11 protein-coding genes are annotated in these 21,139 nt (G+C 59.0%); 8 read left to right on the top strand and 3 right to left on the bottom strand.

What is annotated here, in order from left to right:
* Window positions 1–21: 21 nt before the first annotated feature.
* The 4 genes from L0U84_RS32630 to L0U84_RS32615 all read left to right on the top strand — a co-directional run bounded on the left by L0U84_RS32630 (window position 22) and on the right by L0U84_RS32615 (window position 5,039).
* Window positions 22–390 carry a hypothetical protein gene (locus L0U84_RS32630; RefSeq protein WP_233856172.1) on the top strand — a complete coding sequence of 123 codons (369 nt, stop codon included), beginning with the start codon at window positions 22–24 and terminating at the stop codon, window positions 388–390.
* A 515-nt stretch (window positions 391–905) separates the two neighbouring features.
* Window positions 906–2,093 (top strand): DUF3300 domain-containing protein, encoded by a 1,188-nt coding sequence (locus tag L0U84_RS32625; protein ID WP_233856171.1) that lies wholly within the window; start codon window positions 906–908, stop codon window positions 2,091–2,093.
* 25 nt (window positions 2,094–2,118) lie between these two features.
* Window positions 2,119–3,063 carry a DUF2950 domain-containing protein gene (locus L0U84_RS32620; RefSeq protein ID WP_233856170.1) on the top strand — a complete coding sequence of 315 codons (945 nt, stop codon included), beginning with the start codon at window positions 2,119–2,121 and terminating at the stop codon, window positions 3,061–3,063.
* 182 nt (window positions 3,064–3,245) lie between these two features.
* Complete coding sequence (locus L0U84_RS32615; RefSeq protein ID WP_233856169.1) at window positions 3,246–5,039, top strand: B12-binding domain-containing radical SAM protein; 1,794 nt, start codon at window positions 3,246–3,248, stop codon at window positions 5,037–5,039.
* A 75-nt stretch (window positions 5,040–5,114) separates the two neighbouring features.
* Here L0U84_RS32615 and L0U84_RS32610 read toward each other — a convergent pair whose 3' ends face one another.
* Window positions 5,115–9,782, bottom strand: coding sequence for an nSTAND1 domain-containing NTPase (locus tag L0U84_RS32610; protein WP_233856168.1), 4,668 nt, complete (start codon window positions 9,780–9,782; stop codon window positions 5,115–5,117).
* Window positions 9,783–9,784: 2 nt separating this feature from the next.
* Window positions 9,785–11,197: a toll/interleukin-1 receptor domain-containing protein gene (locus tag L0U84_RS32605; RefSeq protein WP_233856167.1), complete on the bottom strand. Its 1,413-nt coding sequence runs from the start codon at window positions 11,195–11,197 to the stop codon at window positions 9,785–9,787.
* Between the two features lie 605 nt (window positions 11,198–11,802).
* Here L0U84_RS32605 and L0U84_RS32600 point away from each other — a divergent pair.
* Window positions 11,803–13,254 carry an NAD-dependent succinate-semialdehyde dehydrogenase gene (locus L0U84_RS32600; RefSeq protein WP_233856166.1) on the top strand — a complete coding sequence of 484 codons (1,452 nt, stop codon included), beginning with the start codon at window positions 11,803–11,805 and terminating at the stop codon, window positions 13,252–13,254.
* Between the two features lie 312 nt (window positions 13,255–13,566).
* On the opposite strand, the gene L0U84_RS32595 is transcribed toward L0U84_RS32600, so the two are convergent.
* Window positions 13,567–13,938: a hypothetical protein gene (locus tag L0U84_RS32595; protein ID WP_233856165.1), complete on the bottom strand. Its 372-nt coding sequence runs from the start codon at window positions 13,936–13,938 to the stop codon at window positions 13,567–13,569.
* 323 nt (window positions 13,939–14,261) lie between these two features.
* Between L0U84_RS32595 and L0U84_RS32590 the strand changes: the two genes are divergently transcribed.
* The 3 genes from L0U84_RS32590 (at window position 14,262) to L0U84_RS32580 (ending at window position 21,053) form a co-directional block, all read left to right on the top strand.
* Complete coding sequence (locus L0U84_RS32590; protein ID WP_233856164.1) at window positions 14,262–14,738, top strand: carboxypeptidase regulatory-like domain-containing protein; 477 nt, start codon at window positions 14,262–14,264, stop codon at window positions 14,736–14,738.
* Window positions 14,739–15,559: 821 nt separating this feature from the next.
* Window positions 15,560–17,032 carry a TIR domain-containing protein gene (locus L0U84_RS32585; protein ID WP_233856163.1) on the top strand — a complete coding sequence of 491 codons (1,473 nt, stop codon included), beginning with the start codon at window positions 15,560–15,562 and terminating at the stop codon, window positions 17,030–17,032.
* Window positions 17,025–21,053, top strand: a complete 4,029-nt coding sequence (locus L0U84_RS32580; RefSeq protein WP_233856162.1) for an ATP-binding protein — start codon at window positions 17,025–17,027, stop codon at window positions 21,051–21,053. Before L0U84_RS32585 ends, L0U84_RS32580 begins: the two co-directional genes overlap by 8 nt.
* Window positions 21,054–21,139: the final 86 nt, after the last annotated feature.

Genomic DNA, 21,139 nt, shown 5'->3' with positions numbered 1-21,139 from the left:
GGTACTGAACGATTTGCGATCGTGAGGCTCGTCGTGATTGCGGTCGCGGGATTGTTCGGCATGAACGATGCCTTGCGGGCCGCAAATCTGGCCTTCCTGCACGACACGCCAGTGGCGTACATGACACAGGGCGATCTGGCTTCGATCGAGCATGCGATCGACGAAGTGCTCGACACGAAGCCTGACGGTCAGGCCAGCAAGTGGAATTCGGGAACACGAAACGGTGTGCCGGTCGCTGCAGTCCTGACACCCGAGTCCACCCATCCGCAAGGCCAGCTGACATGCAGAACGGTTTTCGTGAAGCTTGAAGCCAAGGGGCAGGCGATGCTCCTGCGTCCACTCTATTGCCGGCAGGGCAAGGGCGAGTGGCAATTGCAGAAGCGCAACTGAGTATCGACAGCGTTATGTTTCCCGCTTTCGTCGCAGGGAATCGCCGCACGCCGCCTTGCAAAGGGAAGCAATCTTCATCCAATCATTTCGCAGTCTGCGCAGATCGGCCGTTCAGAATTGAGTCCGGTACCCGACGATGCATTTAATGAAGTGGATAAGAGGCGAAGGGCGTTCCTTGCTTCGATGCTCAAAACAGGCACGCCGCACAGGGATGCAATATGACGCGTCGACCGAATGGAGGGCGGTCCTCGGTGAGGGGATCAAATGCGACGAAATTGGCGGAAAATGAACCGGGAGTGTGCGACGGGCGTCGTCCTGCTCGCGTGCGCTTCGTCTGGCGAAGCACGCAAGGGTCGCTGGGGAATCATCGTCGCGTACGGTTCTGATGTGAGCACGGCGCGGAATCCCGGTATCGAACAATTTGGTGAAAGCTGGAGGGCCCGATCGTGAACCGGTTATGGCGATACATACGACACGGCTTGTTGGTTTGCGCCGTATTTGCTACGAGTGTGGCAATGCTGACTATCGCGCCCGCATACCCAGTCTGGGCTCAGGGGGCAGTGAAACTGACAGCCCAGCAACTCGATTCGCTGACCGCGCCGATTGCACTTTATCCCGACGCACTGCTCGCGCAGGTGCTGATGGCGGCGACCTTTCCACAGCAGGTGCAGGAAGCGGCAGCCTGGTCGAAGTCGAACTCCAAAATGCAGGGCGATGTCGCCGTGAAGGCAGTCGCCTCGCAACCGTGGGACCCGAGCGTGCAGTCGCTCGTCGCGTTTCCACAGGTGCTGGCGACCATGGCATCGAAGCCGGACTGGGTAAGCCAGCTCGGCGATGCATTTCTCGCACAGTCCGGCGATGTGATGGACTCCGTGCAACGATTGCGCAAGCAGGCGCAGCAGGCTGGGAACCTGAAGTCGAATGACCAGCAGCACGTGATCGTCGCCCAGAACACCATCCAGATCCAGCCGGCGAACCCGCAGGTGGTCTATGTGCCGGCCTATAACCCCGCCTATGTCTACGGACCTTGGCTCTATCCCGCGTTTCCACCCGTGTACCTGCCGCCGCCGCCCGGATATGCGATCGCGAACGGCTTTGCCGCCGGCCTCGCGTTCGGTGCCGGCGTTGCGGTCACCAGCGCGCTATGGGGCGGGTTTGACTGGGGGAATCACAGCGTCAACGTGAACGTCAACAACTTCAACAATCTCAACGTCAATCACCGGATCAATGCGACGGGCAACACGACGACCTGGAACCGGAACGCTTCGTTCGACCAACACACGTCCAGTTTTAACAGTGCGGATCACAATGCCTTCCGCGGGTACGACGGCTCACGGGAGCAGGCCATGCAGACGCTGGACCAGCGGACCGGCCAAAATCTCGGTGGCTCAGCCAGTCAGCGCTTTCAGGACATGCACCAGCCCGGCGGCGGTGGAGATTTGCGTAACAGCGCTGACTATGCCAATCGCGATAGTGCATTGCGTGGCGCGGGCGATGGCGACGCGGAACGTCAGGACATGCAGCGAGGCCAGATGAGCCACGATGAATTTGCGAGCCACAACTTCAGCGATGATCGATCTGGTGGGGGCGGCTTTGGCGGCGACGACCGGTTTGGCGGTGGCGACCGCTTTGGTGGCGGAGGATTCGGGGGCGGGGACCGGTTTGGCGGAGGCGGGTTCGGAGGCGGTCGTTTTCGCCGGTAGAAGTGGAAATCGAGGAGAGTGCCTGATGAACTGCAACCCCATACCTCGCAACAAGATCGTGCGCCCCGTTACGGGGCACAGTCGGAAGCTCCTCATAGGTCAACTGGGTGCTGCTCTCGTCCTGCTTGCCAGCGCGTCGGGCGCTCAGGCACAGGCTGTCTACCCAACGCCGGAGGCGACGGCCAGTGCGTTTGTCGATGCGCTTTCGAGTAACGATCCGCAAGCGTTGCGGCACGTGTTAGGCAGTGACTACCTGCGCTTCATTCCGGCGAAAAGCGTCGACAAGGACGACCTTTACGACTTCCTCGGCGCGTGGTCGCAGAAGCACGAGATCGTCAGCGATTCTGGACAGGAAGGAGGGCATCAGGTGGCGCACCTGGCGGTTGGTGACAGCGGCTGGCTGTTGCCGATCCCGATCATCAAGACTGACAAAGGCTGGCGTTTCGATCCGCGGGCCGGCCGGGAGGAAATTCTGACACGCCGGGTCGGACGCAACGAGCGTGCGGCCATGCTGACCTCGCTGGCCTATCTCGATGCGCAGCAGGAGTATCATCAGCAGATGAGTCACTACGCGCAGCGCTTCGTGAGTACCCCGGGGCAACGGGACGGCTTATACTGGTCCCCGAAGCCTGGCGAGCAGCAAAGTCCGCTGGGGCCGCTCGCGGCGGTCATGTCGCAATCAAGCGAGATCGCCAAGGATGGTTATCACGGGTATCACTACAAGATCCTGACAGCACAGGGCCCTCATGCCAAAGGCGGCGCCCGGAACTATCTGCAGGACGGTGTGCTACTGAACGGCTATGCGCTGGTCGCGTGGCCCGTCGACTACGCTTCCACGGGTGTGATGAGCTTCATGGTCAATCAGGAGGGCCAAATTTACGAGAAGGATCTGGGACCGCAGGGCGCCCATATTGCTCGTACGCTCGCAAAGTTTGATCCGGACAGCTCGTGGTCGATGGTTCGGCCTTGAGCGAACCCGACGTTCTTGTGAAGACGCTAATACGCCTGGTTACGGCTGCTCCCCGGTCGTTCGCCGAGGAACGTAGACGAACGGCCGCTACCGAGTTCAACGAACGCGATCAATCTCCAGTTTTCGGAAGACGGCCGACCTTCACGGTTTTGTGACTTTCAGACAGGGCTACAGAGCAGACCATGGACACGATCTACTCGATTTCTGACGGTTCCCGATTTTCTCTCGTCCTCATCAAGCCGACCCATTACGACGACGACGGCTACCCGATCCAGTGGCTCCGTTCGGTCATGCCTTCCAATACCCTCGCCTGTATGTATGCGCTCGCCGATGACGCGCGAAAGCGAAACCTGCTGGGCCCGGGTGTCCATTTCGAAATCGAAACATGCGACGAAACCAACCAGCGGGTGTGGCCGGAGCGCGTCATTCGTGACCTGAAGGCAAAGGGCGGCAGATCGATGATTGGTCTGGTCGGTGTCCAGTCGAACCAGTACCCGCGCGCACTCGACCTCGCCCGCCAGTTCCGTGCCGCGGGCTTGCCGGTTGCGATCGGCGGCTTTCATGTTTCCGGCTGCATCTCCATGCTGCCCGAGATGCCCGCCGAGCTTAAGGAAGCGCAAGCAATGGGGGTGGCGCTCTTCGCTGGGGAGGCCGAGGAGCGGCGTTTTGATGAGGTCCTACTCGACGCGTGGAATGGTGCAATGAAGCCCTTGTATAACTTCATGGACTCATTACCCTCGCTCGAAGGTGCTCCCCAGCCCTTCTTGCCGCGCAAGCATATCGAACGCACAGCAGGTACCTATACCTCGGTTGACCTCGGTCGCGGTTGCCCGTATCAGTGCTCGTTTTGTACCATCATCAACGTGCAGGGACACAAGAGCCGCTTTCGCACCCCTGACGATCTCGAAAGGATCATCCGCCAGAACGCAACGCAGGGCATCGACCGGTTCTTCATCACCGATGATAATTTTGCCCGCAACCACGACTGGGAAATCCTTCTCGACCGCGTCATCGAACTTCGGGAAAAGCAAGGCATTCACTGCGGCTTCACGATCCAGGTCGACACGCTCTGTCACAAGATTCCAAACTTCATCGAGAAGGCAACGCGCGCGGGTGTGCGTCGCGTGTTCATTGGGCTTGAGAATATCAATCCCGAGAATCTGATCGCGGCCAAGAAGCGGCAGAACAAGATCACCGAATACCGCGCCATGCTGCAGAAGTGGCGCGCCCACGGCGCGATTACCTACGCCGGCTATATCATCGGATTCCCGGCGGACACGAAAGAATCGATCCTGCGCGACATCGAGATCATCAAGCGTGAATTGCCGATCGACATTCTCGAATTCTTCATGCTCACCCCGCTTCCGGGCTCCGAGGACCATCAAACGATGGTAAGGAACGGTGAATGGATGGACCCGGACATCAACAAATACGACACCAACCACCGGGTCACGCACCACCCGAAAATGTCGGACGCTGAATGGGAAGAAGCGTATCGGTGCGCCTGGAGCGCGTTTTACTCGTACGAGCACATCCGCACGATCGTCAAGCGGGCAGCGCAGATCCCGAACGGCCGACCGAAGACGATCATGCGCACCATCGCCTGGTTCAGACTGATGATCGAACACGAGGGTGTGCATCCGCTCGAAGGGGGAGCCCTGAGAATGAAACACCGCCGTGACCGCCGTTGGGGGCTACCGGTCGAATCGCCGCTTCGCTTCTATCCGCGCTACTGGAGTGAGACCGCTGTCAAGTTGACAAAATATCTGCGCTTCTACCTCAGGACAGAGGCTACCCTCAGGGAAGTCATGAAGGCAACGGAACGCTACGCCTACACGGATATCGCCATCACGCCGCTGCAGGAAGAGGAGTTCGAGCAGCTTGGACTCTTTCACGCCACGAGCGGCGGCGAGGCAGCGCTGGCTGTTCACCACCGGCGTATTGCCATCCGGTCATCGGGCCCGTCTGCTGCGTGATAGCGTTGACAGCATAAAAATCCATGACGGATCACAGCTTGACGTTTCTGTCCGTGCACACCCGCTGGTGCTCACTCAATGGGCAGCGACAAACGTCGTCCCGTCTGTGAATCCAATCTCACCTGGCTTGACCTTCAACGAAATCATCCTGCCGTCCCGGAGGACCTGAAGATCGCGTGAGTCACCCAATGCCTCTCGGGTCAGACGCGACAGCGTGTCGGGGGTATCGATCCGGATGCCTGCATAGATCATTACAACATCCCCCTGCCGCAGCAGTTTCTCGCTTTCCGTACCGGGCCTGACCTTCATCACGGTCTCCCGATACTCGACCACTTCGCCATTCCTGCCTATGTAATGCACACCTGTGGTGTTGCCCTTGTCATCGAAGCTGAAGACGCCCGTGATCTGGGCGTGTCCGTCGAGGTCCATGTACTGGGTCGAATCCATTCGCCCCATCTTATCGTATGCAAATACCATTTCGCAGTACCGGGCATAGGTGGCATCGAGACACACTGGCTTGCCGGCTGGGTCGAAAAACGTCACGGCCGTCAGTTGGTCATGCTTATCATATTGCATGCGCTTAGCCGCGTAGCCCCGGGTAGTCAGGGCAGGTTTCCCGTCGGGGCCGTCATAGACCGATTCGATCTTGTTGTTGCGACTGTCGAATTTATTACGCACGATGGCAAAGCCATCGGACTGCACAAGTAAATTGCCATTCGCATCATAAAACGCGACTTCAATCAGATTGTTGCTGCGATCGTATTTGCTGTGTTGGGAGGCAAAGCCGGTAGGCTGGAGCAACGGCTTGGCGTCTATCCCGAAGTATGCCCGCTCTACTTCGTTGTCGCGCTCGTCGTACGCGTAGCGGATCATTGCATAGCCGTCTGACTGGAGCGTCAGCTTCCCGTCAGCACCGTAATACGCTTCTTCCGTCAGATTCGCGCCATCATACTTCTTACGCATCATGGCATAGCCGAAGGGCTGCTGAATCAGCTTTCCATTGGTGTCGAAGAAGTCCTGGCCGGTGAGGTTGTCGAACGGGTCGAAAGTCTGGCGCGCGACGGCATAGGCGTTGGGCATAACCACCAGGTGCCCTTGTGGGTCTCTGGCTGCGTCTTCCACTACATTCCCGTGCGCGTCGTATTTTCTGGTTTTGATGCCGAAACCCAGAGCCGAAAGAGTCGGCTTCATGTCTTGTCCTAAACAGATTTCTTCAAGAATATTTCTGTGGGCGTCGAGCGTTTGCCGATGGCCCCAGCATCCATTACCGTCCGCCGTGCGTTGCCCGTTTGCATCAAGGTAGTCTCGCGTAACGTTGAATCCGCTCGCATCGAAGCTGGCGCGTGCGAGCACAATCCCGTTATCGGCAAATGGCTTGCCGTTCGCGTCGAAGTAGGCTTCCTCGATGATCCTGTCGCGGTCGTCGTATTTGCGCCGGAAACTCGCCTGCCCCGATGCGACCGGTTGATGATTCGGGCCGAAGAGGTCTTGCTCGACAAGGTTGTCCCGGGCATCGTAATGCCTTTGTTGGATTGCATACCGTCCCTCGATCAATATTGGCTTGCTGTCCGGGCCAAAGAAGCGCAATTCGGTGATGCGGTTGCGATCGTCATACGTCTGCTCGACCGTGGCATATCCTCCATTACCGATGGTCCGCTCACCATGTTCGTCGAACAATTCTTTTTTGATCGGATTGCGGCGATCGTCATAGGTCGTCACGATCTTCGCATAGCCGGTCTGATTCAGTAAGACCGGTCGATCGAGCGTGTCGAAATAGGCAACTTCAGTCAAATTATCGCGATCATCGTAAGTCTCGCGGATTTTGGCGTAGCGGTGCTCACCCACCAGCGGTGCACCTTTCCGGTCAAGGAACACCACGGATGTAATTTCTCCGCGGTTGTCGTAATCGTAGGCCAGTCCATATGCAGCAGAATTCAGTGGGATTTCACCAAATGTCGAACCTTTCGTGCGCGCTGGCTTGTCCTGATTATCAAATGTCATTTCGCGGACCGGCTTGCCGCTCTCGTTGTATTGCCACGTTCGCCGATGTACGCCAACCATGTCGTAAGCCGCGGATCCATCGGCATTGATGTACCAGAGTGACGCTACGTTGCCATTCTTGTCGTAGCTGATTCTCGCGCCCTGCTGCCCTCCAGTGCCAGAAACTGGTTTGCCGTGAACATCGAAAAACCGCATCTCCATGGGCCGGTTCCGGTCGAACGACATGGTCATCGCATGTACCAGAAAAGCGGCATTGTAGGCCGGGCTCCCGTCCACGTCGAAGTAGGAGAATTCCACCGGCTCACCCTGTGCGTATCGTTTCCTTTCTTCGTGATAGTTTTCACCTTTGCACCTTACCGGCCTTCCGTCAATGCCGAAGTAACGTCTTGAAATCTCATTGCCGTTCGCGTCATACGCCATCCGGATCAGATGGTAGCCATCCTTCGAGAGAACGGGCCGGCCAGACTGATCGAAGAATGCGATCTGCACAGGGTTACCGAGCGCGTCGTGCTTATACATTTTAACGGCGACGCCGTTGGCGTCATTCACGATTGCCGCTCCGTTTCCGAGCATGGTCATTCTGAGCTTAAGGCCGTTCGCGTCGTATTCCTTGACGACCCCATAAACATTGTCTGGTCCGGGTTCGGGACGTCTTAGACCTCCCGCGTAGGTAAAATACCGCTCGCTCCTTTCGATCCCGTCGCGTTCCTTGTTGCTCTTGTCGGCGATGTAGTCAAACTCGACACTATGCAGCCTGGTGTTCTTCTGCACTTTCAGCGAGCCATCCGGTCCGACGTAATAGGCCTGTTGACGTGTCCTGTCGATCTGCGGTGGAATTGCCATCCCCCAGACCAGTTTGCCGTCACGGTTCAGAGCCTTTTCATATATCAGGTTCTTGCCATCGGCATCGACCACATAGACCCACTCGCACTCCTGCAGGCTCTTCTGACTGGTCAAGAAATTACCTTGGGATTCTTGATCAAGAGGTTGCACGATTCCATTGTCCGGCTCGCAGTCGCCGAAGCTGTTGACCGCCTCAATGCGCAGGACCCTGCCGGAACGTCCACGTGTGACAACTTTGAGTGACCACGGGCGTTGTCGCACCTGCGCATCAGTCAAGCGCCCGTAGCCCACGGGTATGCCCCAATGCGAGACGATCGTGTTGTAGTAGGCCGTGTACTCCCATGCCGTGTCATACAAATGGTGCAGGTAGACCGCCATGCCCCCCGATGCTGCGACAAACAACGTTACGAGCCCGTACACCATCCACCGATAGCGCCGATAGCGGCGCATTTGCGCACGCTGGGCCGATTCTTTCGCCGCCACGTCGGCCCGCTGCTTCGCCTCACTTGCCCGCAGGAATGCCATTGCCTCATCGAAGTCGCCCCCGTAGCGGCGCGCCCACGTCGCCGTGGGCCTTTCCCGTGCTTCCCACGCGAGCGCGACTTCGAGATCCGGCGTGCTCCAGAGCGCGGCCTCTCCCTTGCGCCACCGTCGAGCCGTCTGCTCAAGCAGCCGATACCTCTCGGCAGATTGCGCTTCCTTTTCCGACCAGTCGCGCAGGCTTACCCATTGGCGGATCAGACTTTCATGACAGATATCGAGCATGCTGTCCGCAGTGATCGCCCCTTCGGGTGCGATCAGCAAACACCGGTCGGTACGGGCAAACGCTTGCGCAACCGCGATAACCTCATCCGTGCTGGTGTTGGCGATCTGCGCGATCTCGTGCACGCGCGCAGGCGCGCGCACGTCGCGGGGTCCGCTTGCAGAGCCGGAAAGCCTCCGGAACATGACCTGCATGATGCGCTGCTGCTCAGGCGTCAACTCCGCAACGATTTCGTCCGCGTGATTGGAGAGTGCCATGCGCACACCACCAATCGCATCACAATCATCGACCGTTAGACGGGGAGCCTCGATACCGGAGCGCGCCTTCCGGTCCCACATGCAGGCTAGCGCATGCTGAAGAAGCGGCAACTGGTCAGCATCCGTGCCAAAGTCGTTGAGCAGCCGGTTCAGGAGCTTCGGATCGATCTGTCCGCCGAATACGCGAGCGGGTCCGTCGATGGCGAGTTCCAGTTCGTCGCGGGTGAGCCGCGGCGTGAGATATTGGCTGTCGCTGACGGCTTCGGCTAGCCCCCGAAACGCGGCACACTCGCCCAGATAGTCCGAGCGCATGGTGACCACGACATAGATCGGACACTCGCGCTGTGTAGCGCTCGCGAGCAGGAGCGCGACAAACGCTTCGGCTTCATCGGAAGGTCGCGACTCACTATAGCGGAACGTCTCCTCAAACTGATCGACTAGCACGAGGAGCGCCTGATCACGCAGCGCATCGGCGCTCTGAACGACCTCGACGAGGCCGAGCGGACCGCGCCGCAAGCTGGCCTCAACAAATGCCGCGGATTCCTCCGCGGGGCGCGCGGATCCAAACAGGTTGGCGTCCGATACCGCGCGTGTCAGTTGCCTGAGCGGCCGCTCGCCGGGACGCAGTGCGATAATCCGCCATCTCGATCCGACTTGCGCCATGAATCCGGCGTTGAGCGCAGGAAGCAATCCCGCTCTCACGAGGGACGACTTGCCACATCCCGACGAACCGATGACCGCAAGAAAGCGATTGACGGCAAGGCGTGTGATCAGAAGATCGATCTGCTTTTCGCGCCCGAAGAAGACATCAGACTCGTCGTAGCGGAATGGACGCAAGCCCGGATACGGACTGCTGCTGAACTCGATGACCGTGGCCATGATCAGACTCCGCCTGTCACGCGTTGCAGGAAAGCCGCGAATGCGGTCGCGTTCAAGCCGGTCCGACCATCGAGGGTAATCAGGTTGGGCAGTGCAACCGCGATCTCTTTCTTCTGTTCCGGGGGGCCCAGATAGATGGCCATCGCGGCCAGCGCGCGCTCACGCTGGCTCAGTATCTTGCGTCCCTGCCGAAGCTGATCTCGCACCCACGATGGTTCGGTCGCGCCGTACACGAGGATCAGGCCATCACAATCCTTGAGGTTTTCTTCCAGGTCCTTCCGCACCTCTTCGGGACTGCCTTCCCTGAGCGGCCAGAAGCACTCCACGCCATTCTGCGCCAGGACTTCGGCAACCCGTTGAGCGACCTCGAGATCGTCGCGGTCCGCATTAACGAATACCGTAACGCCGGGTGGCTTCGTCTTCGGCTCTACGGGTTTGCGCCGAGTCAGTTCGACCACCGCGCTTTTGAAGTCTTCGAAGCTGCAGGAGCGTGCGTCCTCCAGCAAGGCACGATGCACGGCATCGCTCACGTCCGCGGGATCGTCGCGAGGGTCACGCCATTGCAAGACTGGTTTGCCGCTTGCGTGCGCCAGATCGCTCTGTAGTACCGGATACCGGCGCTCTCCGCCGAATTCCGGCTTGCGCCCATGCGCCTTCCCGAGCAGCTGAACATAAACGGATGCGCGCTGGAGATCGGCATTCATCGCGGCGCAGAAGGCGGCTTCGCTCATGTCCGGGTACCACTTCTGTGGCAAGCGCTCGATACCGGCCTGACTCAGGTACCCGTTCAGTTCATCTTCACGATCTTCAAGATCGTCGGTTGAACGCGCGATGAAGACCGTATCGAAAAGATTGGCAGCGCCCGTTTCGATGGTTGTATTGGCCACCTCGAGGGCCTGCAGCTTCTTGACCAGTTGACCGCTCAAATCGATGAGCCGCTCGTGATACCGGCGCTCCTGTACGTCGATGAGGCCTAGCGGGCGGGCGAAACCGCCGGCCCCCGAATCTTGCACCCAGAACGGAAAACCTTTGAGGTCACGAAACTCATCCGGCATCTCACTGCGGGCGGTCTCCCAGGCGTCAACGACAAAGACGCGTTGCTCTGCGATACGGTCGGCCGCGACACTGAGAAACGCATTGCGCTCCTTGCTGCACCATTGGGATTGCAGATAGCCTCGCGACATGATAACGAGCAGCGTAGCCGATCGTTGAATCGCGCCGATGATGGCGGGGGTGACCGGGTCATTGCCCGCGAGTTCGTGATCCTTCCAGACACGAAGAGGACGGCCCAGCCGCGACGATGCGTACAGCGCCAGGTTTTCAGCAAGCGCGCTGATCCACGGCCGGTCGCCCCTGTCGTCCAGGTGGGCGTAACTGATGAACACGTCATGGTCATATTTGGCTAGAACCGTCATTGTCGTGTCCCCATCGTGACCGATCGCCCTCTTTACGGTAGATCGACGCCAGGTTCCGGGGGCCAGGCGAGACGGCAGCCGGAACGCTTCATCGGCACCACGCGACATCCGACATCCGCCGTTCTCGCCCAGAACCCCGGATCGAGCGCGATCAGTTAAGATCCCATGCCATTCTGAAAGACGATCGTGCCGGAAGTTTTTTTACGTGCGACAGCATTCTGTACATCATAGGATGAAGAAGCGCGGTTTAGGGCCACCAGCTTGCTGGACTGCCAACCGCAACTTGAGCTACGTAACCGCACCATTCAGTCAGTTTTTTACTCGAAGCAGACAGGGTTGAGTCAAAGACCCACTGGGATCGCCGCGAAGCTCGACGTCGCGCAGATCAGCGTCATCACGGCAAGACAACGCGGTTTCTGACTCGCGGCAGGTTCTGGCCGAGCGGTCCTCCAGACTCGGGCGGATTTCGATACCATACGTAGCAACGCAGCAGGCGGACGGGGTGCGATGAATCGAAGTCGCTGATCCGTCGGAACGTTCCGACAAGTCGCCCGCCGAATTGCCGGGCCACCATCAAGGTGCAACAAGCAGCGTGGGGATCACACATGAAACTCCAGTGCTCAAGTCTCTTCCAGCAATCGGCCTATGTCGCCGGCTCATGGGTTGATGACACGGATCTTCCCAGGATTGCGGTCACGAATCCGGCAACGGGGGAAACGCTAGGTTCCGTACCGCAAGTCACGATGGACCACGTGGACGATGCCATCACATCGAGTGCGGCCGCATTTCAGGAGTGGCGAGACTGGAGCAGCCGTGAACGCGCTTCCGTCCTGAAGGAGTGGGCGGCACTGGTCCTCTCTCATCGTGAGGACCTGGCAATGATCCTGTGCCTGGAACAAGGCAAGCCTCTGCACGAAGCCCGCTCAGAGATTTCGCAAGCCGCGAACTACCTCGAGTGGTTTGGTGAAGAAGCGCGCCGGATCTACGGCGACAACATTCCTGCGCCCCGTCGTAATCAGCGTATCAGGGTGCTGCATCAGCCCATCGGAGTGTGCGGCGCCCTCACGTCCTGGACGTTCCCGTCGTCGATGGTCGCGAGGCGACTGGGAGCGGCACTCGCTGCAGGCTGCAGCGTAATACATCATCCCGACCCAAAGACTCCATTCTCGGCGCTTGCGCTATGCCTGCTTGGCGAAAGCGCAGGGGTGCCCAGAGGCGTGCTATCGGTACTCACAGGCGCAGGCGATTCAATCGGCCTCGCGCTCGCGTCGAGCCCGAAAGTCAGAAAAATCTCTTTTACGGGAGCCGTTGAAGATGGCAAGCGTTTGATGGCCATGTGCTCTTCAACGGTCAAGAAAGTGTCGCTTGAACTGGGAGCGAACTGTGCGTTCATTGTGTTCAATGACGCGGACGTCGATCTGGCTGTCAAAGGAGCGCTCGATGCGCGTTTCAGGCACTCCGGGCAGGCAGCCATGTGCGCGAATCGATTCTTCGTGCACGAAGATGTTTACGAAAGCTTCGTTTCCAAACTCGTGTCCAGAGTAGCCGCATTGAAAGTGAGCGACGGCCTCTCCGAAGGTGCTCAGATCGGTCCACTCATCAATGATGACGCAGTGACACGCATCGAAAATCTCGTTAGCGACGCGGTGCGCTCGGGCGCGTCGATTGCGACTGGCGGGGCGCGTTTGTCTCCCGGATCAAACTTTTTCCGACCCACTGTGCTGACCGATGTCGAGCCCGAGATGAGCGTTTGCGGGGACGAAGTTCTAGCGCCGATTGCGAATGTGCTTCGTTTTACCGACGAGGCGCAAGTGATCGATCAAGCGAACAATACGCGGACCGGCCTTGCCGCCTATTTCTATACCTCGGAAATTAGCCGCGCCTTCCGTGTGATGGAGGCTCTCGAGACCGGCGTGGTCGGCGTCAATGACAGTCTTGTGTTCAACGAGGTAGCACCGTTTGGTGGCATCAAGGAATCGGGCATGGGGCGTGAGGGAGCGCATTCCGGAATCGAGGCATATCTCGAAGCAAAATACGTTTGCTTCGGAAATCTTTGACCCACTCGCCGACGCGGACGCTGGAGCGAGTGACTGGAGCCGCAACCGCCGCGAACGTCAGGGAGCGGGTGCGCCAAGTTTGAGCGTGCCCGTCACGAATTCGCGGACGACCTGCCTGGCATTGTTCGCTGCCTTTTAGTCGTACGCGAGGGTCGGTCCATACTGGACGCAGGGATCGCTGTATGTGAAAAGCTGACCAGTTGCTGCGTCCACGATTTGCCCGTTCTGTGCTTCGCTCAGTTGACAGCTTCTTATGGTCTGCCCCTTGGCTAGGACGATTGGCTTCGCCGCGCCTTTCCAGTCAAACATGTCCTAGGCGCCCGAATACTCGATCATCTTGATGTCTTTCCCCTTGGCTCGTAGTCTTTCGACGTATGCGCGGCAAGACGCGACAGGAGCATAGTCGTCCGCGCTGCCATGAAAGACACGCACGGGTTTGTCGTCGAAATCGTCTTCGGCTCTATAGGTCGTGTTGCAGTTCGGATAGAACGCGATGTACCCGGCGAAGCTCTTGCCGGAAGTCGAGCCATGCAATTGCTGAAACCGTTTGAGGCCAGCATATAGCGCTGGCTGTCCGCCGCGTGATACGCCCATCAGTTCTGGCCCGGGTATCGGCCGTTCCGTTGCTGATTCGGCCACGACCACAGGCTCGCTGATCTCGTGGAACAGTTGCGGGGCGTACATGGCAGCGACACCTTGTGTGCCTGCACTCAGCTTCGCGCCCTATGTTCTATTATGCGAAGTAAGTCCGCTAATGACGGTGGCGATCGCCTACGCGGCTATTCGCATGCCGCGCGTGCCTCAACGGCAGCCGGACCGCCAACTTCAGCCAGGAAAACTCCAAACAGAATCGAGGCGTCGTTCCCGCGAGTCGTGAGGCGTCCTCGCACGTGGCCAGGCACCCGGCTCGCGATGCGTTTCCAAACCATATTGCAAGCGTTCTTCCGTCCGACGGGCCGGGCACGCACTCTAACCGGCAGTCGGCAATACTGTAAGGAGCAGTCACGATGAAAATGCAACGAAACGCTCCCCGGATCGCGTCGACCCTGCTCGTCTCGGCGTTCACACTCGTTCAGGCAGGCGTCGCAGTGGCGCAGACGGCAACTCCGCAGGCCGCCAGCGAGATCCATCCGACCGGCATGCCGGCCACGCAGCAGCAGGGCGACATATCGTTCGTGTCCGGCGGAGTCGGTCGCGACGAGTCGACCGCGCTGCGACAGGCGCGCAGGCAGTGGCCGCTGTCTCTGCAGTTCACCGGTCCCGGTGCAAGCTATGTGGCCGACGTCCAGGTGCGGATTGCCAAAGCTGGCGGTACGACCGTGCTCGATACCACGTCGAAGGGGCCGTACATGCTCGTGCGGTTGCCTCAAGGGCGCTACACGGTCAGCGCCACTTACAGCGGCGTGACCAGAAAGCAGACCCTGAACGTCCACGGCAATGGCAGTGCACGCGCGACGTTCGCGTTTCCGTCCACCCACAACTGAGCGCGGTCGCGACGCCCGCGCCGAAGATTGCGTGCGTCGCGTTCGTTTGTGAACGTGCGTGGACTGAACCGATGGCTTTGTCTTCGACGCTTGCGTGAATAGCGGACATGACGGGACTCGGTCTCAACGGCGTCTACCAGGGCGCTCATTCCCTGTGAAGAACTGATCGAATGCCTGCACGTAACGTAAGGTGTCGTTCCGGTGCCTGCGTCGGTTAAAAAAATGCGAAAAAAATAGACCTCCCTTCAAATCACGGCACTTGCATGCGTTTTCATTTTATCCATCGGTACCGTGTCGATCGTGATTCACCCAGCACCTGGCAAGCAGTGTGTTCTAGAGTTGTTGGAAGTCGACCACGACTTCCAATCCTCAAGGCTGTAAGCATTACCTGAAGACCGTTGCTATGTTAGAGGTGACACATATCGATTCGCACTTCCAATTGACGCGCACAAGATCTTCGTCTACACAATGGAAAGGGATATCTGATATTTCATCAATCATCTCTTCTCTAATTTAAGTATCTGATGAGTTTGCGATGCAGAGTCTCACTATGCAATGAAAGACTTATGCCAGATGCGAAATACTCAGCGCTGTGTTGTCTGACAGCCGGCCTGCGCGTCGCCGAGTTCACACGAGTCCGACGCCTCAGTCGTCTCTGACTAAACGTTCGATCGTCAACGTGCGACTCTGAAACTCACGAGGACACAAGCGCGCTCAGCGGAAAGCCGAGTTTGGCTTACCGGTTCGATCAACTGAAAGAGGCTCGCCCTGGGCCGGGAAAAGAGCGAACTATGGCGTCTCCATTAAGCTATGACGTCTTCGTGAGCTACGCGCACAACGACGACACTCCTCTTCCGGGAATGTCGCGCGGATGGGTCACGACCTTTTTCGGGAACCTCGAGCGTGAATTACAGATCAAGTCTGGCGACAAACAGTTGCCCGTCTTCCACGACTCGATACTGCTCGCCAATCAGCAAGTCACACCGACGCTGCTGGAAGCTGTCGGTGCCAGCCGCACTCTCGTCCTGTTTCTCTCGCCCAGTTACCTGAAATCCAGCTGGTGTCAGCAAGAACTGATCAGTTTCCTCAGTGCCCGCCCTTCGAGTCGAAACAAGGAAAGCGTGTTCATTGTCGAGATCGAACCGGTCGCTCGTGAACTATGGCATCCACGGTTACGCGAGCTAACGCAGCTAAAGCTGTACTCCATGGAAGGAGACAGGTCCGTACGCATGGGCTACCCGTCGCCGAAGGTCGAGGAAGGCACGCCCTACTGGAGTCGGATCAACGAGCTTGCGCACCTGATCGTCAAGCAACTCGCGGCAAGCGGCGGCACGTCGGGATCCCTCTATCCCGCCGCTCCCGCGCTGGCCGGCGTGCGCCCCCTCGTCTGGGTGGCGGAGCCGACTGAAGATCTCTTTGAAGAATGGAATCAGTTGGTATCGGCTTTGCGTCAGGCCGGCTACGACGTCGCTCCTGCCAGCCCGGAATCCTACGACAGGAGTTCGCGGCAGGCGTTCGAAAGCGCAGTGAGTCGAGATCTCGCCGCTGCGAAGCTGTTCGTTCAGGTGCTAGGACGCAGCGGCGGTAGGCGCCCAACCGCCAGCGACCCGTCCTGGACATCCATCCAGGCAGCCCTCGCGGCTCAAGCCTCGATAGCCGGAGCGCCGCCGTTCCTGCAATGGCGAAGCGCGGAGATCGACCCCATACAGGTCGCGGACGAAAAGCAGCAGGCGCTCCTGATGGACGCCATCGCCAGCGGTCTCGAAGAGTTTCGCAAGCTCGTCGTCACGACCGCTGACAAGGTCGCGGAACAAATGGCGCAGCCGGTATCAGTCGCACCCGTCGCTGACCGGGGAGGCGGGGACCGCCTGGGCGAGTCTCTCGCGATCTGCGTGAGTTCGATCGAGGAAGACGAGAGCCTCAGCTCCAGTGTGGCGACCATGATCGAATCGCTCGGACATAGCGCGCTCGTGTCGTCGACCAGCCACAGGAATGGCACCGCAGGGATCCCGTCGCTTCAGGCCCTGAACAACGTAATCGGAGAAAGCGAGGGGGTGGTGATCATCTACGGGAAGGCCACGCTCGACTGGGTCAACTCGCAGTACATGTACGCGAGAAAGGTTCTGAATCGTCGCCAGGTCGTGTGGGGCGCCGTGCTCGACTTTCCGCCCGCCGACAAACCCCCGCCCAAGGTATACGACCGAAACCTGCTGCTGCTCGATTGCCGCGAAGGTGTAACGCGCGATCAGATCGCCAGCTTTGTCGACGCACTCGGGAGACCGAAGCATGTTTGACATTGGCCTCGGTCTCGTTACGCATCCGTATCCCGGGCTACGGCCGTTCCAGTTGTGGGAGGCGGAAATATTCTTCGGCCGGGAGGCGCATACCAATCGTCTCCTTGAGATTCTCGGCCAGCGGCATTTTCTAGCGGTCATCGGTCCATCAGGCTCGGGCAAGTCCAGTCTCGTTCGCGCAGGTTTGCTGCCGGCGCTTCCGGTGAGCGGGATCGGCCATAGCACCGAATGGCGCATGGCCATCATGCGCCCCGGCGATCGCCCCATACAGAGCCTCGCGAGAACTTTGCTCGGCGATGAGGTGATCGGCCACGAACTGAGCGGCATTCCACGATCGTATGCCGCCAGCAACCGGAAGACCCCCCCGCGTGACATCGGCGCGGTACAGGCCGAATTGCGGCGTGGTCCGCGCGGTCTGCTCGAACTGGTCAGCGAGGCACGCAAGCATTCGGATCCGGACCTTCCCCCTTTCAACCTTCTCGTGTTGGTGGATCAATTCGAGGAACTGTTCACCTATGCCGAAGCCGGTTGCGCGCAAAACGACGAGTCGGAAGCGTTCGTGAATCTGCTCTTGACCGCGCGCTCGGAAAAGGCCGCCGGCATTTACGTCGCCCTGACGATGCGCACCGATTTTCTCGGCAATTGCGTGCGCTTTCTTGACTTGCCGGAAGCGATTAATCGCGCCCAATATCTCACTCCGCGCTTGGACCGGGATCAGATGCGCGAGGCCATTGTCGGCCCCGCACAGATGTTCGGTGGTGACGTCAAAGAAGGCATTGTCACCGAGATAATCAATACCGTCGGCAGCGATATGGATCAGCTTCCGATCATGCAGCACGCGCTGGCGCAGATGTGGGAACACGCGTCGAAGCGCGAGACCGGCAGCACGCAGATCGGCCGAGCCGATTTCGACGCGGAGGAAGTCGGTGGCGTGCGCGGAGCCCTTTCGCTTCATGCCGATCGGGTTCTCAAGTCACTTTCCCCGGAAGACCGACAGGCGGCGGAGTGGCTCTTTCGCGCCATCACCGAACAGCGCGAGGGCGAGGGCGGAGGTCAGGCTGTGCGGCGCCCGCAGGCGCTCGAACTGATCGGCCAATGGTCGGGGCATGACTGGAAAGACTTCAAACCGGTTATCGCGGCGTTCGCACACGAGAACGTCAACTTCCTGACTTACGATCGGGATCCTGACCGATCGGAAACGGAAGACGATCTGCGCCCGGACACGGTGATCGACATTTCGCACGAGGCGCTCATTCGCCAGTGGACGACATTGAAGGAATGGGTCCAGAAAGAGGCGCGGCTCGGATTGGAGTATCGGCGGCTACGAGAACGAGCGAAGGGGGCACACCTGCGCGGCGCCGATCTCGCACGCGCAGAGGAATGGAAAGGTACGGCGACTGCACCAGCGACATCGGCGAACGCACAGGCGGCTGCGTGGCATCCCAACGCGCAATGGGCCAGCCGCTACACCTTGCCGGGTTCCGACCCGGTAGCCGAGTTCAACGATGTCTCAGACTACATCGACAGAAGCTCCGCTGTGGTTCAACGGGAAAAGGACAAGGAAAAGCGAACCCGTCACCGGCTCTACTTTCTCATGATCGGTTGTCTGTTGTTCGCGGTGCTAGCGGGCCTTTCTTCGCGGGATAGCAGGCGCAGCCGTCTTGAGTCGACAGCCCAGCTTCTATGGCGACCGATCAACATGAGCAGCAGCCAGGTCACGGCCGAAGTGGCGAACGGCTTGATCACGCTGGCTCGCGAAAAAGACGAGCAAAAGCGGGAGTTTCTCTCCCGCGCATTCAACGACGATGAACTGGCGCGCAGCTATACCCGCGGCATCACCCCGATCCTCGCTTCCGCGCTAGGAATATCGGTCGCGCGGCGCGACTGGCTGATCGGGTATCTAAACGAATTCGACGCACAAAAGTACCCTCCGCGGGCGCAGGCAAAATCGATGACGCAAGTCGAGTTGGGCTCTGCAGCCTCGCCCGCCGAAATCACGGACACGCTCGTGCAGACACAGGACACCACTGGAATGAGCGAGCCCGGTAGCTGGCTGGACACTGCGATACACAACCTCGATGACACGCAGGCCGAGGTCTTGTCCAACAGGATCGTCGATGCACTCCCTGACAAGTTGTTCAACCCTCCGTTGCTTCTGGGGCTGCAGGCCGTACTACCCCGAGTCGACGCGGCACAAACCCAAAACCTCGCTTTTCGCACTCTCGCGAAGCTACGCCACGACGAGTTCACACCCTATGTCGCATTCCTGTCTGTCGCCAAGCAACTGAATCACGATCAGGCAGCCATCCTGACCGGGAATATTCTCGGCGTCATGCGAGAATCTGACAGCGAGTTTCTCCCCCGCGCACTGGCGGCCGTTGCCGAAAAGCTGGATGAGGTTCAATCGGAGGCGTTGATTCAGGAGATCACTGGCGGCATCTCTGACGCGCGCTCGACACTTCCCAATCCCCGCATGAGTGATGCTTTCGCCCGTTTGCTGGATAACGTCAGCACCGTTCGCGGACGAGAGTTTGCCGCCAAGTTCGTGGCGCTCTCAGGAGCAGCGCAGCACTCGCCTGCGGAATTCAGCGCGCTCGCGCCCTGGCTGACGGCGGTGGCGCCGTATCTTGATCCGGACCAGGCCAACGCAGTGGTCGCTCGCTATCTTAGGCTAGTTCAAGATCCTAAGACGCCTCACGAACAGTTCGACCAGCTTGCAAAAGGTTTGCACGACCTTGCTTCAGAGCTTCCGGAGCAGTTCATTGAGGCGCAAGACCAGATCGTCAAGTCGGCCGTTCAAACTCATGACCTGAAAATAGTCGCTGCGTTGCTACCCGATCTCGACCCAGCGAAACGGCCTTTGACCGACAAGCAGCAACTGATGCTCCGCGATCAGATCATGCGCGCTTTCGGACGGCAGATCGATGCTGACATGCTGACAGCGATGTTCGTGGATCTCACGCCAGTGGCATCGAAACTGACCGTGACGCAGGCCGGCATGGTGGCCGATCGGATCATAGCGTCACGGACGAGCGCCCAGGTCAATGCTGATCTGAGCTCCGCCAGATTCGTGAAGGAGCTCGGACCGGATCAGACCCGACTGGTTGCCGAAAAACTCATCACTGCTGGCGCGAAGGAGAACGGGCCCGCCGCGGTTGCTCACTATCTGGTGTTTCTCGTTCCCGGACTGAACAACGCACGCGCCACATCCTCTGCGGACAGTTGCATCGACATCCTTGTGACATATCTGAAAAAGAATGAACCGTTCTACAGTTTAGAACTCCGCGAACTGACTGGCAACATTACTGCGGCTCAGGTGACCCGGATCATCAACAACTACTTCCAGAGAACCAGTGGTGAATCGGCGCGGATCGGCCTGAGCGGTTATAGCCTCGTGCGGGCAGGTGAGGACTTGTCCGGCCTTGTTCGCGGACTGGATCAACAGCAACGGATGTTGGTCGTTCCCACAATTTTGAACGCGATCTCATCGGACACTGGCGCGACGAGCTTGCGTGCACTGGCACCGAGCATCGCCCGCGTGGCGAATCAGTTGAACGACGACCAGACGGTCACGGTCGTTAAAAGTTTCATCTCTGCTTTCAAGATTCTGAACGCGCCGGACCATACACTCATGCAGCAACTCACCACAACAGTTATGGAGTTACGCGACCCTCAGGCGGAAAAAGCATGGGATGAGATCTTCAGTGCCGTGCGTGATAACAAAGAAGGGCTCATCGCGCTGTCGTTGCACGGATCGATGCGCGAACTGGCGCAAAGAATCCGGATGAATGACACGCGAGCTAAGGAGATGATCGAGCTGAGCCGATATCCGTTCGTGCCGCGCGAGACCTTCGCCGAAGTCGTACGGAAAGCCTACGCTAATCAGGGCGCACCGACTGCCGACAAGGGCTACTGGGAATACTTGAAGTGGGCGGAGGATCGCTTTCCGGACACCCGAGACTGCCAGGATCTGGGCAACATGATGCGGCGTGCGATATGTGAGCTGCAGGCCGCCCGTTGATGCCGAGCACCAACCGCTACGATCATTGATCAGGACCGCCGAGGCGGTCTCGGCCGTCGCGAGATTGTTATCCGACGCACGAGCGA

The organism is Paraburkholderia sp. HD33-4 (assembly GCF_021390635.1).
In the GTDB taxonomy this organism is placed as follows: domain Bacteria; phylum Pseudomonadota; class Gammaproteobacteria; order Burkholderiales; family Burkholderiaceae; genus Paraburkholderia.
This window is presented reverse-complemented; position numbering and strand designations above follow the sequence as displayed.

Coding starts and splice junctions, on each gene's coding strand:
- L0U84_RS32595 (WP_233856165.1), bottom strand. CDS start 13,938: ATGTACGCCCCGCAACTGTTCCACGAGATCAGCGAGCCTGTGGTCGTG.
- L0U84_RS32625 (WP_233856171.1), top strand. CDS start 906: ATGCTGACTATCGCGCCCGCATACCCAGTCTGGGCTCAGGGGGCAGTG.
- L0U84_RS32610 (WP_233856168.1), bottom strand. CDS start 9,782: ATGGCCACGGTCATCGAGTTCAGCAGCAGTCCGTATCCGGGCTTGCGT.
- L0U84_RS32580 (WP_233856162.1), top strand. CDS start 17,025: ATGTTTGACATTGGCCTCGGTCTCGTTACGCATCCGTATCCCGGGCTA.
- L0U84_RS32605 (WP_233856167.1), bottom strand. CDS start 11,197: ATGACGGTTCTAGCCAAATATGACCATGACGTGTTCATCAGTTACGCC.
- L0U84_RS32615 (WP_233856169.1), top strand. CDS start 3,246: ATGGACACGATCTACTCGATTTCTGACGGTTCCCGATTTTCTCTCGTC.
- L0U84_RS32590 (WP_233856164.1), top strand. CDS start 14,262: ATGAAAATGCAACGAAACGCTCCCCGGATCGCGTCGACCCTGCTCGTC.
- L0U84_RS32600 (WP_233856166.1), top strand. CDS start 11,803: ATGAAACTCCAGTGCTCAAGTCTCTTCCAGCAATCGGCCTATGTCGCC.
- L0U84_RS32620 (WP_233856170.1), top strand. CDS start 2,119: ATGAACTGCAACCCCATACCTCGCAACAAGATCGTGCGCCCCGTTACG.